Consider the following 16,729-nt stretch of genomic DNA (forward strand, 5'->3'; position numbering starts at 1 on the left):
TCCTCTGTCATAGGAGCGTCAAGAAAACGTATACATAAAAACTTTTCAAATGTTTCAGTAATCTTTAATAAGGATATATAGGAAGGTTAACTCAAAAACCACTGTATTTTCACAAATTATTCACAAAATCATTTTTCACAATTTATTATTTTAATAAAACTGATAAGACGTGTGACATTTTGACGATTTAATAATTAATTCTCTATTTCACCTTACGCTTTGCCCTTTTTCATTTTATAATAAAGAGATTGAAAGTGAGGTACGGTACGCAATGAGTGAAAATGAACATGTACATACACCCAGGGATTTATTTGGCTACCGGCTGATCAGGGATGAACTGATACCGGACCTCCTGGGAAATCATTCGAAAGATATTTTATATTGGGCCGGCAAAAAGCTGGCACGAAACTATCCCTGTCAGAATGAAGGAGAAGTGATTGCATTTTTCGAACGCGCAGAGTGGGGCAATCTTTCCATTATAAAACAGAAGCGTGATGAAATATTGTTTGAACTTACGGGCCAGTCCGTTCAGGAAAGGTTCAGTCATCATGATCCCGTTTTTACACTTGAAGCCGGTTTTGCCGCTGAACAGATCGCAATGATTAAGCAATACCATACGGAAGCTGTCTACACCAGAAATAAGAAGAACTGCGTTCAAATCGAATTGAAATGGGATCTGAAAGAACCCTATGACCTTCCTTCGAGAAAAACTAAACAATAAACGACAGCAGGCTCCTGAACCGGGAACCTGCTGCTTTTTATATATGAACTGCCGGTTTATCCAGACCAAAGCTTTCATGAATGACATTAGCTGCTTTAATCACGTTCTCTGTATCTACTACGGCTGAGACTTTGATTTCAGAAGTACTGACCATTTTAACCTGGATTTTCTTATCTGCAAGTACACTGAACATCTGGGCAGCTACACCAGGGTTTGAAACCATGCCGGAACCGACAATCGATACTTTCGAAAGTCCGGTTTCATGTTCGATTTCCTGATAACCGATTTCTTCTTTATAGTCAGAGAGGATCTGAAGGGTCTCATCGAGTGCCGATTCCTTTATTGAAAATGACAGATTTACTCTGCCTGTATCAAGTTTACTCTGAATAATGATATCTACATCCACGTGATGCTTTGCCAGAATGGAGAAGACTGCAGGAAATCCTGTCAGTTCGTTTTCAATTCCTACAACTGTCATCCTGACAATATCCTTATCAAATGCTACGCCTCTAACAACTAAATGCTCTTCCATCGGTGCATCCTCCTCTATTAACGTTCCTTCTGTTTCTTCCATACTTGATCTGACAGTCAGTTTAATGCCGTAGTTTTTTGCAAATTCGACCGCTCTCGGATGAAGTACGCCGGCCCCAAGATTAGCAAGCTCAAGCATTTCGTCATAAGAGATTCCGTTTAATTTTCTTGCTGCTTTTACATAGCGGGGATCGGTTGAGTAGACACCGTCAACATCTGTATAAATGTCACAACGGTCAGCCTGCATTGCTGCAGCCAGTGCAACAGCAGTTGTATCAGAACCGCCCCGTCCAAGCGTCGTGATCTCTCCGTTTTCATCCATTCCCTGAAATCCGGCTACAACAATGACTCTGCCTTCTTCTAATAAACTTTCCACGCGCTTTGTTTTAACTTCTGTAATTCTTGCATTACTGAATACGGCTTCTGTCCGTATGCCTGCCTGCCACCCTGTTAGGGAAGTGCTGTTATAACCTCTGTTGTGTAATGCCATCGCCAGGAGTGACATTGACATCTGTTCCCCTGTTGTCAGCAGCATATCCATTTCTCTTTTTTCAGGACGTGATGTCATTTCCCCGGCTAACCTGACAAGTTCATCCGTCGTTTTGCCCATTGCTGATACAACCACAATGACGTCATTCCCTTTCTCTTTTTCAAGAATGACTCTATTAGCCACATGATGAATCTTCTCAACTGAACCGACCGAAGTCCCTCCGAATTTCTGTACAACGATTCCCACTTTATTTTCCTCTTCCCTTACAATATTTCTCAACTGTTTACGACATAAAAAAAGCAACAGGGAGAAGTCTCCCCATTGCTTTTAGACAGATCATACATATCATCTGAATCGCACAGGTGAGATAGCTCTCCAGAACATCCAAGTTCTGACAGCTCTGCATCTGTTAAATGCAGAACCAGCGGAAAATCTGATGAAGGATTTTCTGCTTCGGCGGCCGCACCTTTTCACACTGCATCACTGGATTTCATCATCCTAAGCAGCGGTACTTTTTACGTCCGCACCTCTATCACCACTTTAAATAAAGTGTTTAATTGTTGATCATTATAGCACGGGGATTTCCCCCCGGCAATATTATTCCTTTAATTTCTCAATCACTTTCTCTGCAGTTTTAGCTGGCACACCCGCTTTTACAACTTCCTCAAGTGATGCTTCACGGAGCTTTTTCACTGAACCGAAATATTTTAATAGCTGCTTTTTACGCTGCGGTCCTACCCCTTCAATATCATCAAGTACAGACTGGATCGAATTTTTAGCACGCACCTGCCTATGGAATGTAATTGCAAAGCGGTGGACTTCATCCTGAATCCGCTGCATAAAGTAGAACTCCTGACTGCGTCTGTTAAGCGGGACTACTTCGAGCGGATCCCCAAACAGCAGCTGGGATGTATTGTGACGATCATCTTTCGCAAGACCTGCCACTGGTACATCGAGTCCAAGTTCATGACGCAGAATTTCCTTTACTGCTTCGATCTGTCCTTTACCGCCATCAATCACAATTAAATCCGGCAGCGGCAGTGCATCTTTCAACACTCTTGAATATCGTCTTCTGACCACTTCTCGCATGGACTCATAATCATCCGGGCCCTGGACAGTTTTAATTTTATATTTACGGTATTCTTTTCTCGCAGGTTTTCCATCTATAAAAACAACCATCGCTGATACTGCATCTGACCCCTGAATATTTGAATTATCAAATGCTTCAATCCGGTAAGGTGTATAGATGTTCATCGCGCGACCAAGATTTTCAGCAGCTTTGATCGTTCTTTCTTCATCCCGTTCAATCAATGCGAATTTTTCTGTCAGAGCAATTGATGCATTTTTCGCTGCAAGGTTCACAAGATCTTTTTTCTGCCCTCTTACAGGCTGCAGCACTCTAGTCTCCAACAGTTCTTCAGCCATTGATTGATCAATTGTCAGCGGGATGAGTACTTCTTTTGGCTTGAAATGGTTTGCCTTCATATAGAACTGTCCTAAAAACGACAGAAACTCTCCTTCTGCTTCATCATAGATCGGGAACATTGCCACATCGCGTTCAATAAGCTTCCCCTGTCTGATGAAGAATACCTGTACACACATCCACCCTTTATCAACGGCATAGCCGAATATATCACGATTGGTAAAGTCATTCATCGTCATCTTCTGCTTTTCCATTGTTGCTTCAATATGTGTAATCTGGTCACGGAACTCTTTGGCTCTTTCAAATTCAAGGTTTTCTGCTGCCTGCTCCATTTTAACCTTTAGATCTTTTTTCACTTCTTTGAAGCCGCCGTTTAGAAACTTTGCAATATCTTCAGTCATCTGCCGGTATGTGCTCTGCTCCACTTTGAATTCACACGGAGCCAGACATTGACCCATATGATAGTAAAGGCAGACTTTATCAGGCATCGTTCTGCATTTTCTTAACGGGTACATTCTGTCGAGCAGTTTTTTTGTTTCATTTGCAGCCTGGGCATTCGGATAGGGACCGAAGTATTTCCCTTTATCCTTCTTCACTTTCCTTGTAATTAAAAGTCTCGGATGTCTTTCAGCAGTTACCTTGATAAAAGGATAGTGCTTATCATCTTTCAGCATCACGTTATATTTAGGATCATGTTTTTTTATCAGGTTCAGTTCGAGTACGAGAGCTTCCATATTTGATGAGGTTACAATGTACTCAAAATCCTCAATTTCAGAGACGAGTCTCTGCGTTTTTCCATCGTGGGAACCTGTAAAATAAGATCTTACCCTGTTTTTTAACACCTTTGCTTTTCCCACATAGATGATCGTGCCCTGCCGATCCTTCATCAGATAACAGCCGGGCTGGTCAGGAAGGACTGCAAGTTTGTTTTTCAAAAGATCATTCATGTCATTAGCCTCCTGCACGCATGTTACCTTTATTTTACTCAATCAGCCAGCATATTCAAAATAAAAGCCGGGCACAAGGCCCGGCTTTGTCATTATGCGTGTTTGTTAAGCAGTTCTTCAAGTGCTTCTTTAGGCTGGAAACCTACTACCTTGTCTACAATCTCTCCATCTTTGAAGACAACAAGTGTTGGGATACTCATTACACCGTATTTGCTTGCTGTTTCCTGGTTTTCGTCCACATCAAGCTTAACGATTTTAACTTTGTCACCCATATCTGTATCAAGCTCTTCAAGAACAGGTGCAATCATTTTACAAGGTCCGCACCATGTAGCCCAGAAGTCTGCCAGTACTAAACCTTCTTGTGTTTCAGTAGCGAATGTTTGATCAGTTGCGTGTGCAATTGCCATGTGAAATTCCTCCTTGTTAAATACGAATATAGTTGAAGTATAGCAGGGAGTATTTTGTATTTCCACGTTTTTGCCTGAGAATTGAAAAGAGCCTGAGACAAGTGTCAGGCTCTTACAACCGTTTCGCTTCACTTCAGGCGGACGCTTTCCGGACGGAGGTTGCTGAGCCTCCTCGGCGCAAGCGCCTGCGGGGTCTCAGCTTCCCTCTATTCGTCCCGGAGTCGCCGCCTTACGTTCCGCTGCACTTTTGAATTCTCAGGGAATATTTTTTAAGTTAAATTAAGATACTTTAACTTTTTTGAATTCTTCAATCAGAAGCGGTACTACGTCAAACAGATCTCCTACAATTCCGTAGTCAGCTACTTTAAAAATGTTCGCTTCAGGGTCTTTGTTGATCGCAACAATGACCTTAGAGTTAGACATACCTGCCATGTGCTGAATCGCACCTGAGATTCCGCATGCAATATAAAGGTCAGGTGTTACAACTTTACCAGTCTGTCCAATCTGAAGTGAGTAGTCACAGTAATCTGCGTCACATGCACCACGTGATGCACCTACTGCACCGCCAAGCAGGTCAGCAAGTTCTTTTAACGGCTCAAATCCTTCTTCACTCTTCACACCGCGGCCGCCTGCAACAATTACTTTTGCTTCTGACAGATCCACACCGTCTGTTGCTTTTCTGACAACTTCTTTAATGATTGTGCGAAGGTCTGTAATGTCAACGCTTACAGATGAAACGTCGCCTGAGCGTCCTTCTTCTTTTTCAAGAGCCGGAATATTATTCGGACGGATCGTAATGAAAGTAAGGCCATCCTTGATGACTTTTTTCTCAAAAGCTTTACCACTATATATTGGGCGGATAAACTTTGGTGAATCTCCATCAGCTTCAATTGCAGTTACATCTGATACAAGACCACTGTTCAGTCTGCTTGCAAGCTTTGGTGACAGATCTTTACCTAATGAAGTGTGTCCCATGACAATTCCTTCAGGATTTTCCTGTTCAATCACTGCAAGGAGTGCCTGAGAAAAGCCATCTGAAGAGTATTGCTCAAGCTTTGCATCCTCAACTGTAATAACACGGTCCGCGCCATAGGCTACCAGTTCATTTGCCACGTCTGTGATTCCGTTTCCGATCAGTACGCTGATCACTTCTCCGCCGTCAGCAATCATCTTACCCGCTGCAATTGCTTCGAATGATACATTTCTAAGTGAACCTTCTCTTGTTTCTGCTAATACAAGTACTTTTTTGCTCATCGGTTATACCTCCTGAATAGTTATAGAGTTAGACTACTTTTGCTTCAGTACGAAGAAGTTGAACAAGTTCTTTTACCTGATCATCCACTTCACCTTCAAGAATACGACCTGCTTCTTTTGCCGGTGGCAGATAGATCTCAACCGTTTCTGTTTTAGGTTCGACATCGTCTTCTTCAAGATCAAGGTCATCAAGCTCAATTTCATCAAGCGGCTTTTTCTTAGCTTTCATAATACCAGGCAGTGAAGGATAGCGGGGATCATTCAGCCCCTGCTGTGCAGTTACGAGCAGTGGAAGAGATGTTTCAATTGTTTCTGAATCACCTTCTACGTCACGCACGATTTCTACTTTTTCACCATCTACTTTAATGCTTGTGATTGTTGTTACGTAAGGAATGTTCAGGTAATCAGCCACACGTGGTGCAACCTGTCCTGATCCGCCGTCAATCGCAACGTTTCCTCCAATAATCAGATCCGCATCTTTATCCTTCAGATATTCAGAAAGGATTTTTGCAATAGAAAATTCATCTGTCATATCAACATCATCTTCAATGTTAATTAAAACTGCTTTATCAGCGCCCATTGCAAGTGCTGTACGCAGCTGTTTTTCTGTCTCTTCATCGCCTACCGATACGACAGTGACTTCACCGCCGTGTGCGTCTTTTAGTTGAATTGCTTCTTCAATTGCGTACTCATCGTAAGGGTTGATGATGAACTCTGCGCCATCCTCAGCAATTTTTCCACCTGAGACAGAAATCTTTTCCTCTGTGTCAAACGTTCTCTTCATTAGCACAAAAATATTCATGTATATTACCTCCTGTTTATTAAGTGATTAACGGCCCTTAAATTCAGGCTGTCTTTTTTCAATAAATGCGCTGATTCCTTCTTTAGCATCTTCTGAAACAAATACTTCTCCAAATATGTCAGCTTCCCTTGCCACACCTTCATGGAAATCTCCAGTTTTTGAGTACTGAAGAAGTTCAAGTGCCGCTTTTACAGATACAGGGCTTTTACCTGCAAGTTTTGATGCAAGCGCTTTCGATTTTTCAAGCACCTGATCCTCAGGAAAAGCTTTATTAGCCAGTCCCCATTGAACTGCTTCTTCACCGGTAATCGGGTCACTTGACAGCAGCATTTCCGCTGCTTTAGCGAATCCGACTAAACGCGGAAGACGCTGTGATCCTGCAAAGCCTGGCACAAGACCGAGCTGCAGTTCCGGAAGGCCAAGTTTTGCAGTCTCGCTTACATACCGGATATGACAACCCATCGCAAGTTCCAGACCGCCCCCAAGAGCTGCACCATGTATAGAAGCAATAATCGGTTTTGAGAACGCTTCCATTCTTTCGAAAACTTTTTGACCTCTTCCGGCAAGCTTTGAGAACTCAGCACCTGATTCAACCTGAGTGAATTCCTTAATATCTGCGCCTGCTGAGAAGAAGCGGCCTTCACCGTGTATCAGCAGAACACGTACATTTTCATCATGCTCTACTGCATCAAGCCAGCCGTTCACTTCCATGATTAAGTCGCTTGCAAGTGCATTTGCCGGCGGCCTGTTAATGACTGCAGTAGATATATACTGGTCATTCTCCCATTTTAAGAAGCTCATCGTGATCTCCCCTTCATTTGCATAATCCTTTAACTAATAGCCTATGTACACCTGGTGACAGTTCAGTAATTGAATACTTCTGGTCGTTAATGACCCAGCTTGTTGCCACCTCATCAATCGTACCAAATACCATCTGTCTTGCCAATCTTATATCGAGGTCTTCAGAAAGCGTACCGCTATCAACGCCGTGCTGCAAAACATCATCGACAAGGACCAGATATTCCTTCAGTACTTTATTAATTCTCATTCTGATTTCTTTATTGGACTGCCTGAGCTCCAGCTGTGTTACAATGGCTAAATGGTGATCATCCGCAAGCATCTGAAAATGGCTTTCCACCAGTACTTTCAGCTGATCCACCGCGTCATCTGTACCTGACATCTTATTTCTGATTTTCTGAACAAATTGCCCCATCTTTTCTTCAAAAAGTGAAATGAGAATATCTTCTTTGTTCTTAAAATATAAATAGATTGTGCCGTCTGCAACGCCAGCCTGCTTGGCAATCTTGGAAACTTGCGCATGATGGTAGCCGTTTTCAGCAATGACCACTACGGCAGCATCAATAATTAATTTGTATTTCGGTTTATCTTTCTTCATCGGTCATCACCCTTCAATCACATATAAAAAAGACGAAAATATGAATGAATAGTCATTCATATTTTCATCTTACTAAGAAAACCTTACTTCGTCAAGAAAAAACCCGGTTTATGACGAATGTTTTTGCTGCTGCTTTTCTCTTTCTTCCTCTACAAGCTTTCTTCTCAGAATTTTACCGACAGCTGTTTTTGGCAGCTCATCCCGGAACTCATAGATTCTTGGCACCTTATAAGCTGCCATATGCTTTCTAGCAAATTCATCAAGCTCTTCTTCAGTTACTTTCTGGTTCTGTTTTAATACTACAAAGAGTTTTACTGTTTCTCCCCGGTATGCATCAGGAACACCGACAGCTACTACTTCCTGTACTGCAGGATGTTCATACATTACTTCTTCAATCTCACGCGGATAAATGTTAAATCCTCCGGCAATGATCATATCTTTTTTACGGTCCACTACATAGAAATAACCTTCTTCATCCATATAGCCAAGATCTCCAGTATACAGCCAGCCGTCTTTTAAAATTGCGGCCGTTTCTTCAGGCTGATGCCAGTAACCTTTCATTACCTGAGGACCTCTTACAATAATCTCTCCAACTTCACCTGGAGGAAGTTCTTCTCCACTGTCCATTGAGATAATTTTGGATTCAGTATCCGGCCATGGTACCCCTATGCTTCCTTTGATCCGTTTGGCATCCCAGATAAAGTTCGAATGCGTTACAGGAGAAGACTCTGTCAGACCGTACCCTTCAACAAGCTTACCACCGGTTACTTTTTCAAATTCCTCCTGCACTTCAACAGGCAGCGGTGCTGAACCACTCAGGCATGACTCTACTGAAGTCAGATCATATTTTTTCAGATCCGGATGATTCAGTATGCCAATATAAATGGTTGGCGCACCTGGGAAAATTGTCGGCTTCTGCTTGTGAATTGTTTTAAGTGCTGTTTCCACATCAAATTTTGGAAGCAGTATCATTTTATATCCCTGCATAATTGAAAGAATCATCACAGTTGTCATACCGTACACATGGAAAAACGGCAGAATACCGAGGATACTCTCTTCACCTTTTTTATTTTTATACAGCCACGCATCACACATGGAAGCGTTGGCAATCAGGTTTTTATGCGTCAGCATCACGCCTTTTGGAAAACCGGTTGTCCCTCCTGTATATTGCAGAATCGCAATATCATCTTCAAAATCTATCGGAGGAATATCAGGATCAGTTGAAGCGGTCTTCAGTATTTCAGTCAGCAGATGATTACTTCCTGCATGCTCAACTTTTACTGTTAAACCATATTGTTTTTTCTGGATATAAGGATAAATCAGGTTCTTTGGAAACGGTAGAAAATCTTTAATAGCAGAGATAATAATGTGTTCAAGGTCAGTATCATTAAATACTTTAGAAATGCGCGGGAATAAAATGTCCATAGATATAATTGCTTTAGCGCCTGAGTCCTTCATCTGGTACTCAAGCTCGCGCTCCGTATAAAGCGGATTTGTCTGAACGACTACAGCACCTGCATATAAAATTCCGTAATACGCAATGACAGATGCAGGCATGTTCGGCAGCATGATGGCTACCCGATCACCCTTTTGAATACCTATGTCCTGCAGGTATTTTGCCATTTTAAGAGATGAGTCGTACATTTCCTTAAATGTAAACTCCTTCCCCATAAAGTGAACGGCGATTTTCTCAGGATAATTTTTTGCAGCCTCTGTTAAATATGCGTGTACTGGTTTCGGTTCATATTCCAGATGTGTTGGAATTGAATCGGGGTAAAGCTTCAGCCACGGCTGTGATGTCATCGTAAAACCTCCTTCTTTAGAATAAAATAATTAGAAAATTCTCATTTCTGGTTTTATTATAATCTAAAAAGAAAACGGTTACAATTTTATTATAAGAAAAAAGACACAGCGTGCCTTTTTAAATATATGACTGAAATGATTACCTATGAATACTCAGCTGCTCTCGACTCAATTCACTGTGCTGCAGGCGGTGCTTTCCGGACGTGGGCCGTTTTTTGGCCCCATCCCAAGCCTCCTTGAGCTTCGCTCTGCGGGGTCTCAGCTATCCCGCTAATCGTCCCGGAGTCACCGCCTTCCGCTTCGTTACCCTTGAAATTTTTATAAGTAAGTCTTCTTTATTAGGTACTTCCCAAGTGTATCAGAACACAATTTCAATTGAGTCAATATATTACATCCTATAAAGTAACTAAATACACAATCCCAATGATCATGAAGATAACGCAGCAGACGATGAGGATTTTGATTAAGTTTTCCATGTTTCTACTCCTTAATTTATACTGGCTCCAATAACAAATGATAATCCAATTGAAATGAGCATTGAGATGAGTCCAACTGCTCTGTTATCTGATTTGATTTCTTCATCCACCTTAAATCCCGGTGTGAGAAATTCAAAGACAAAATAAGCAACCAGCAGAAGAATAAATCCGAATATTCCCCAGCCCATCATTGTAAACAATGTGTCATGCTGACTGATAGAACTTTGAAAAATATTTGCGATACCGAATATTTTACCGCCGGTCGCCATCGCAACAGAGAGATTCCCATTTTTAATTTCTTCCCAATTTTTATACTTGGTCACAAGTTCAAAAATGGATAAAAACACGATCATACATACAACTACCACACTGAAATAACCCGCAGTTTCAATTAGCGGATGCTGCCAGAAACTTTCCATTCCGCTCACCTTCTGCCCCATTATTTGAATTCCACAACGGTTACCCCGCTGCCTCCTTCACCGTCTTCTCCGAGTCTTACTTTTTTCACTGAACGGTGATTTCTCAGTTTTTCCTGGACACCGGAACGTAATGCACCTGTACCTTTGCCGTGAATAATTGAAACCCGTGGATATCCGGCCAGAAGGGCATCATCAATATACTTGTCCACTCTCAGCAGTGCATTTTCAAAACGCTCTCCTCTTAGGTCAAGTTCAAGGCTGACATGAAAATCCTTTCCTTTCACAGTTGCAAGTGGTTTAGGATCCGGTTTTTTCTCGCCTTTAATAAATTCAAGATCTTTTTCATTTACTTTCATCTTGAGGATACCCATTTGGACAGCCCATTCTTTTTCGTCTGTTTTCTTAATGAGCGTACCTTTTTGACCGAAGCTCAACACATTCACTTCATCGCCTGGCTGCAGCGTTCTCTCAGTCTTTGTTTTTTGCTGCTTTTTCTTCGCTGAAGATTTTGGTGCAGCATCATCGAGTCTCTTTCTAGCATCAATTAATTCATGTTCTTTTACATCTGCCTGTTTTTCGAATCTCAGCTGTCGGAGTTCTGACATGACCTGTTCAGCTTCAGCTTTTGACTTCTCAACAATTTCCTGCGCTTTTAATTTAGCTTTTTCAATCATGTCATCTTTTTTGCTGTAGAACTCCGCCATTTGCTTTTGCATATCGCGATGAATCTTCTCTGCATCCTTTAACAGTTCCTGCGCTTCCTCATAATCTGTCTCGGCACCTCTTCGGCTCGTTTCAAGAGAAGCAATCATCGCTTCAACAGCTTTACTGTCAGTGCCGACAAATGATTTCGCGTGCTCAATCACATGATCGCTCAGGCCAAGCCTTTTTGAGATATCAAATGCATTACTGCGTCCCGGGACTCCGATCAGTAACCGGTAAGTCGGGCTGAGCGTCTCCACGTCAAATTCAACGCTTGCATTAACCACGCCATCACGGTTATAGCCATATGCTTTTAATTCAGGATAATGTGTCGTTGCTACAACTCTCGCCCCGATTCCGTGTACTTCATCCAAGATAGAAATCGCAAGTGCGGCGCCTTCCTGAGGGTCTGTACCCGCACCAAGCTCATCAAAAAGCACTAAACTTTCGCTGTCAGCCTGTTTTAAAATCTCTACAATATTCACCATGTGAGAAGAGAATGTACTCAGACTCTGTTCAATTGATTGCTCATCGCCTATATCTGCGTGTACAGACTGGAACACAGCAATTTTTGAGCCGTCAAGAACAGGAATCGGCAGGCCTGCCTGTGCCATTAACGTACACAGACCTATCGTTTTTAATGTGACTGTTTTACCGCCGGTGTTAGGACCGGTGATCACAATTGTAGAGAACTCTTCGCCAAGGTAGATATCGTTCGCTACGGCTTCGTCGATCGGCAGCAGAGGATGCCTCGCTTTATTCAGCTTAATGATTCCCTGGTCATTTACTTCAGGCTTTGTTGCTTTAATTGTCCGTCCGTACTTGGCTTTAGCAAACATAAAGTCAAGATCAGCGAGAATATCCACTGTTAATAGCAGGTTATCAGCTTCCTGCTGTACTTCGAGTGAAAGGGCAATCAGAATTTTTTCAATTTCCTCCTGCTCTTTCAGCCGCTGTTCACGCAGCTGGTTGTTAAATTGAACAATGGAAGCAGGTTCAATAAATAACGTCTGACCTGAAGAGGACTGATCGTGTACAATCCCGCCGTAATGGCTTCTGTACTCCTGTTTAACCGGAATCACGTAGCGGTCATTACGGATTGTAATGACTGCATCTGAAAGCATCGTTGCGGCATTTTTCGAGCGGATGGCACTTTCAAGCTTTTCACGCACTCTGCTCTCACTCGTTCTGATTCTCTGGCGGATCGCACGCAGTTCAGTGCTCGCTGAATCAAGAACTTCTCCACTCTCATCAATTGAATCAAATATCTGATGTTCTAAGGGTGTTAAAATGGCGAGCATTTCTTTCTTTTCAGTAATAATCGGAATTGAAATTTCCCGCTCTTCATGCATATCATCCACAAAGTTTCTGATATGCTTACCGGCTCTGATCGTACTTGCAACCTGTATTAATTCTGCTGCACTGAGCATACCGCCGATTTGCGAACGTTTAATATGAGGCCTGATATCAAAAATTCCGCCAAGCGGCATCCCGCCCTTTACCCTTAATATTGTTGCCGCTTCATCCGTTTCGTCCTGAAGCCTTGTTACGTCTTCAAGAGAAAAGGAAGGCTCCATTTTATCAATTCTCATTGAACCAAGTGATGATGCTGCGTGTTCCATCACAAGGCTTTTAATTTTATTAAATTCAAGCGTTTTAATTGATTTATTCAACAGCTTTCTCTCCTTACTCGTGGCGTTTTAGGAATTTTGACAGTTCTTCAAAGGTCCGTGCATTCATCACTGACTCTTTTTTCAACCAACCTTTACGCCCCACTTTTACACCAAGGTCCATAAACTCTAAATGAGCCTGGTCATGGGCATCAGTATTAATAAAAATCGGCACACCCATTTCCTGGGCTTTTGCCACGTGCTCATGATTCAAATCAAACCGGTATGGATTAGCATTCAGCTCAAGGCCTGTCTTTGTTTCTGCAGCCCTTTTAATCAGCTGATCGATATCCGGTTCATAACCTTTCCGCTCACCGACAATCCGTCCTGTGGGGTGCGCAATAAAGTCAACGTGCGGATTCAACAGTGCTGTCTCAAGACGCGCCATGATCTTTTCCTGGGACTGTGAAAATGATGAGTGAATAGAAGCAATAACAATATCGAGCTCTGCTAACAGGTCATCTTCATAATCAAGTGTGCCATCAGGCAGGATATCCATTTCGATCCCTGCAAGTACTTCAATTTCAGCATACTTCTTATTAAGCTTCCTGATTTCCTGCATCTGTTTTCTTAAACGTTCCGCTGACAGACCGTTCGCCACTTTCAAATAAGCGGAGTGGTCAGTGATCGCCATGTAATCGTATCCTTTTTTAATACACGCTTCAATCATTTCCTCCAATGAATAAGCACCGTCACTCCAGGTCGTGTGCATATGAAGGTCCCCTTTGATATCTTCAAGGGAAATCAGTGATGCTGCTTCTTTGTGCTTGTCGATTTCACGTCCATTTTCACGCAGTTCAGGCGACAGGTACTCAAGATCAAAGTATCTGAAGAAATCTTCTTCCGTTTCGAACGTTTTTACTTTACCTGTATCATTGTTTTCCACACCGTACTCACTGATCTTTTCCCCACGATCTTTTGCAATCTGTCTGAGCCTGACATTGTGATCTTTAGATCCTGTAAAATGATGCAGCGTGGACGGAAAAGCCTTATCTTCTATCAGTCTGATATCAATGGAAATATCCACTCCACGCTCAAGCACGATTGAAACTTTCGTATCGCCGCTTGAGATGACTTCCTTTAACCCTTGAATCCCAAGAATCTGATCTCTTACTTTCTCAGGTTCTTCAGTTGAAGCAATATAATCTAAGTCTTTGACTGTTTCAGCTGTTCTTCTCAGGCTGCCTGCTCTTGAGTAACGGATGATTTCGCTGATGCCTCCAAGCAGCAGCTCCATTTCTTCGGCAATTGGCAGCACAGTTGCAATCGGCAGACGTTCCGGCCGGCTCCCTGCATTCTCAACTGCTGCAAGTATTTTTTCTTCAGTCTTTGCACCGAAACCGGATAATGCCTGAACTTTCCCTTCCTGACAGGCAGCTTTCAGGTCTTCAATTGATTCAACACCAAGCTCCTGATAGAGGCGGGCAATTTTTTTACCGCCAAGCCCCGGCAGTTTTAATAACGGTATTAATCCTTCAGGCACTTCTTTTTTCAGTGAAGTAAGGGTTTCTGATTCGCCGGTTTCCACATATTCTTTTATAACTGCAGCCGTTCCCTTCCCCACACCTTTCAGTGCTGTGAAATCATCGATTTGTGATAAGCTTCTCTGGTCTGTTTCGACTGCCTGTGCAGCTTTTCTGAATGCACTGATTTTAAAAGGATTTTCTCCTTTCAGTTCCATGTAAACTGCAATTTTCTCCAGTAATTTAATCACATCTTTTTTATTCACTACGACCGCTTCCTTTCGCTAAAAAACCCGGAATCCGCGTGTTGGAATTCCGGGCTTTCTAAATGGTTAAGATGATGACGAACGCGTTTCCAGCCACCAGTCTTTTACTTGCTCTGAAAACACGGGTGTATGTTCAAGAATAAATGCCGCAATCCAGGAACCTTCCAATGTATTCTGGATGATTGCCATCGGGATCATCGCAGCAATATAAATAAGTACAAATAAAACAATATACATTTCAATAAAACCGAGCAGTCCTCCGCCAATCACATTCAGCGGACGCAGCATCGGGAACTGGGCAACGGAATCAAACATTGAACCGATCAGCTGCATCACAATTTTAGCAGCAAAGAAGATGATAGCAAAAGCAATAATACGGTAGTAAGCATCTTCAAGATTGACAGTTTCCGCAATCAGCGCAAGCTGTGAATCAGTGTCAAATGCGGGATAAGGCACCCATAGTACTAATTTTGGAGCCAGCTCCTCATAGTACCGGTAAGCAAGGAAAAATGAAATAATAAAGCCGATCATATGAATCAATTGTAAAATAAATCCCCGGCGCAATCCAATCAGGAAGCCGGCCACAAGCAAAATAAACAGCACCAAATCTAGCATCCAGCATTCAATCCCTTAATTTTTTTAATTCTTTCTCGAGTTCTTCCATTTCTTCTTTTAACTTTAAATAATCATGTACTGCATTCACAGCTGTCAGCACAGCAAGCTTTGACGTATCCAGTGCGGGGTTAACCGAACTGATCTCTCTCATTTTATCATCTACCATTGAGGCAACAAGTCTGATATGAGACGTGGACTCACTGCCTACGATGGAGTAAGATTGTCCATAGATGTCAACGCTTGTGCGATTTTTATGATTGTTAGACAACGCAGCTGCCCCCATTCTCAAGAATCCTAATCACTATCATAACATGTAGAATTTACAGATGAAAAGAAAAGTTGATTTTATTTACAAATAGCGTCACTATTAAAAGCTGACGAATTAAATTCCACCTGTATAAAGGAGAAATATATGGCGAACGCAGTACTGACTTTACCAATTTCAAAGATTAATGAAATGAAATTACACTACCAGCAATTTTTAAAACCAAATCCTCCCGCAGGTGCTTTGTTCTCAGCTAAAGGACCTACTTATGCGATTACTGCTTACAAATCCGGTAAAGTATTATTTCAGGGACAGACTGGCGAACAGGAGGCTGCAAAATGGGGGAAGTCTGAACAAAAGGCAAAAAAGGTGTCTTCTCCTTCTGACCAGGCTCTTCCGGGAAATATTGCAAATATGTCGATTATCGGAACTGATGAAGTGGGAACAGGCGATTATTTTGGTCCGATCACAGTTGTTGCTGCTTATGTATCAAAAGATCAGATTCCTTTACTTAAGGAACTTGGTGTAAAAGATTCAAAACACTTAACAGATGATACCATCGTTAAAATTGCGAAAAACCTGATCCATACAATTCCTTACAGTCTGCTCACACTTCCGAACGAAAAATATAATGCAAAACAGCAACAGGGCTGGACACAGGGGAAAATCAAAGCAGTTCTTCATAATCAGGCGATTTTACACCTGAATAAAAAAATCGCACCTATCAGGCCGGAATGTGTCCTGATTGATCAGTTTGCTGAGGAAAAGGTGTACTTCCGCCATGTCAGCGGAGAAAAAGCGATATACAGAGAAAAAGTATATTTCAGCACGAAAGCTGAAGGCATTCACCTGGCTGTTGCAGCTGCCTCTATTATTGCACGATATGCATTTATTAAAGCGATGGATCAATTGAGTGAAGAAGCCGGATTCACGCTTCCTAAAGGAGCAGGCTCAAAAGTTGATCAGGCTGCTGCCAGGCTGATCCGCTTGAAAGGCGAAGAAAGTCTGAATCATTTTACGAAAGAACACTTTGCAAATACGGTGAAAGCGAAGAAGCTTGTGTAATACTTAAAAAAGCT

General features: G+C 42.2%; 15 protein-coding genes and 1 riboswitch. Of the genes, 2 read left to right on the forward strand and 13 right to left on the reverse strand.

Annotated elements, in window-relative coordinates:
• Window positions 1-271: 271 nt before the first annotated feature.
• Window positions 272-721, forward strand: coding sequence for a YslB family protein (locus JOD21_RS07600; RefSeq protein ID WP_204729038.1), 450 nt, complete (start codon window positions 272-274; stop codon window positions 719-721).
• Window positions 722-758: 37 nt separating this feature from the next.
• Here the strand turns inward: JOD21_RS07600 and JOD21_RS07605 are convergent, their stop codons facing one another.
• The 13 genes from JOD21_RS07605 to zapA form a co-directional block, all read right to left on the reverse strand.
• Window positions 759-1,988 (reverse strand): aspartate kinase, encoded by a 1,230-nt coding sequence (locus JOD21_RS07605; protein ID WP_204729039.1) that lies wholly within the window; start codon window positions 1,986-1,988, stop codon window positions 759-761.
• A gap of 114 nt (window positions 1,989-2,102) precedes the next feature.
• A riboswitch (Lysine riboswitch) is annotated at window positions 2,103-2,282 on the reverse strand.
• A 57-nt stretch (window positions 2,283-2,339) separates the two neighbouring features.
• The gene (gene uvrC, locus JOD21_RS07610; protein WP_204729040.1) at window positions 2,340-4,112 is read right to left on the reverse strand and encodes an excinuclease ABC subunit UvrC; all 1,773 of its coding nucleotides are present in this window, start codon (window positions 4,110-4,112) and stop codon (window positions 2,340-2,342) included.
• Window positions 4,113-4,204: 92 nt separating this feature from the next.
• Complete coding sequence (gene trxA / locus JOD21_RS07615; protein WP_041120966.1) at window positions 4,205-4,519, reverse strand: thioredoxin; 315 nt, start codon at window positions 4,517-4,519, stop codon at window positions 4,205-4,207.
• Between the two features lie 279 nt (window positions 4,520-4,798).
• Window positions 4,799-5,773 (reverse strand): electron transfer flavoprotein subunit alpha/FixB family protein, encoded by a 975-nt coding sequence (locus JOD21_RS07620; RefSeq protein ID WP_204729041.1) that lies wholly within the window; start codon window positions 5,771-5,773, stop codon window positions 4,799-4,801.
• Window positions 5,774-5,801: 28 nt separating this feature from the next.
• Window positions 5,802-6,575, reverse strand: coding sequence for an electron transfer flavoprotein subunit beta/FixA family protein (locus JOD21_RS07625; RefSeq protein ID WP_204729042.1), 774 nt, complete (start codon window positions 6,573-6,575; stop codon window positions 5,802-5,804).
• 27 nt (window positions 6,576-6,602) lie between these two features.
• Window positions 6,603-7,376 carry an enoyl-CoA hydratase gene (locus tag JOD21_RS07630; RefSeq protein ID WP_204729043.1) on the reverse strand — a complete coding sequence of 258 codons (774 nt, stop codon included), beginning with the start codon at window positions 7,374-7,376 and terminating at the stop codon, window positions 6,603-6,605.
• Between the two features lie 13 nt (window positions 7,377-7,389).
• The gene (locus JOD21_RS07635; protein ID WP_204729044.1) at window positions 7,390-7,971 is read right to left on the reverse strand and encodes a TetR/AcrR family transcriptional regulator; all 582 of its coding nucleotides are present in this window, start codon (window positions 7,969-7,971) and stop codon (window positions 7,390-7,392) included.
• A 108-nt stretch (window positions 7,972-8,079) separates the two neighbouring features.
• Window positions 8,080-9,774, reverse strand: a complete 1,695-nt coding sequence (locus tag JOD21_RS07640; protein ID WP_204729045.1) for a long-chain-fatty-acid--CoA ligase — start codon at window positions 9,772-9,774, stop codon at window positions 8,080-8,082.
• A gap of 487 nt (window positions 9,775-10,261) precedes the next feature.
• Window positions 10,262-10,669 carry a DUF350 domain-containing protein gene (locus JOD21_RS07645; protein ID WP_204729046.1) on the reverse strand — a complete coding sequence of 136 codons (408 nt, stop codon included), beginning with the start codon at window positions 10,667-10,669 and terminating at the stop codon, window positions 10,262-10,264.
• Window positions 10,670-10,689: 20 nt separating this feature from the next.
• A complete protein-coding gene (locus JOD21_RS07650) occupies window positions 10,690-13,047 on the reverse strand; it encodes an endonuclease MutS2 (protein ID WP_204729155.1) in 2,358 nt (785 codons plus the stop codon).
• 10 nt (window positions 13,048-13,057) lie between these two features.
• Window positions 13,058-14,770: a DNA polymerase/3'-5' exonuclease PolX gene (polX, locus tag JOD21_RS07655; protein ID WP_204729047.1), complete on the reverse strand. Its 1,713-nt coding sequence runs from the start codon at window positions 14,768-14,770 to the stop codon at window positions 13,058-13,060.
• Between the two features lie 66 nt (window positions 14,771-14,836).
• Window positions 14,837-15,385 (reverse strand): CvpA family protein, encoded by a 549-nt coding sequence (locus JOD21_RS07660; RefSeq protein WP_204729048.1) that lies wholly within the window; start codon window positions 15,383-15,385, stop codon window positions 14,837-14,839.
• Between the two features lie 7 nt (window positions 15,386-15,392).
• On the reverse strand, window positions 15,393-15,653 hold the full coding sequence (gene zapA / locus JOD21_RS07665) for a cell division protein ZapA (protein WP_041121199.1): 261 nt from the start codon (window positions 15,651-15,653) through the stop codon (window positions 15,393-15,395).
• A 144-nt stretch (window positions 15,654-15,797) separates the two neighbouring features.
• Between zapA and rnhC the strand changes: the two genes are divergently transcribed.
• Complete coding sequence (rnhC, locus tag JOD21_RS07670; RefSeq protein WP_204729049.1) at window positions 15,798-16,715, forward strand: ribonuclease HIII; 918 nt, start codon at window positions 15,798-15,800, stop codon at window positions 16,713-16,715.
• The last annotated feature ends 14 nt before the right edge of the window (window positions 16,716-16,729 follow it).

It is taken from the genome of Jeotgalibacillus terrae (assembly GCF_016908195.1).
GTDB lineage: Bacteria > Bacillota > Bacilli > Bacillales > Jeotgalibacillaceae > Jeotgalibacillus > Jeotgalibacillus terrae.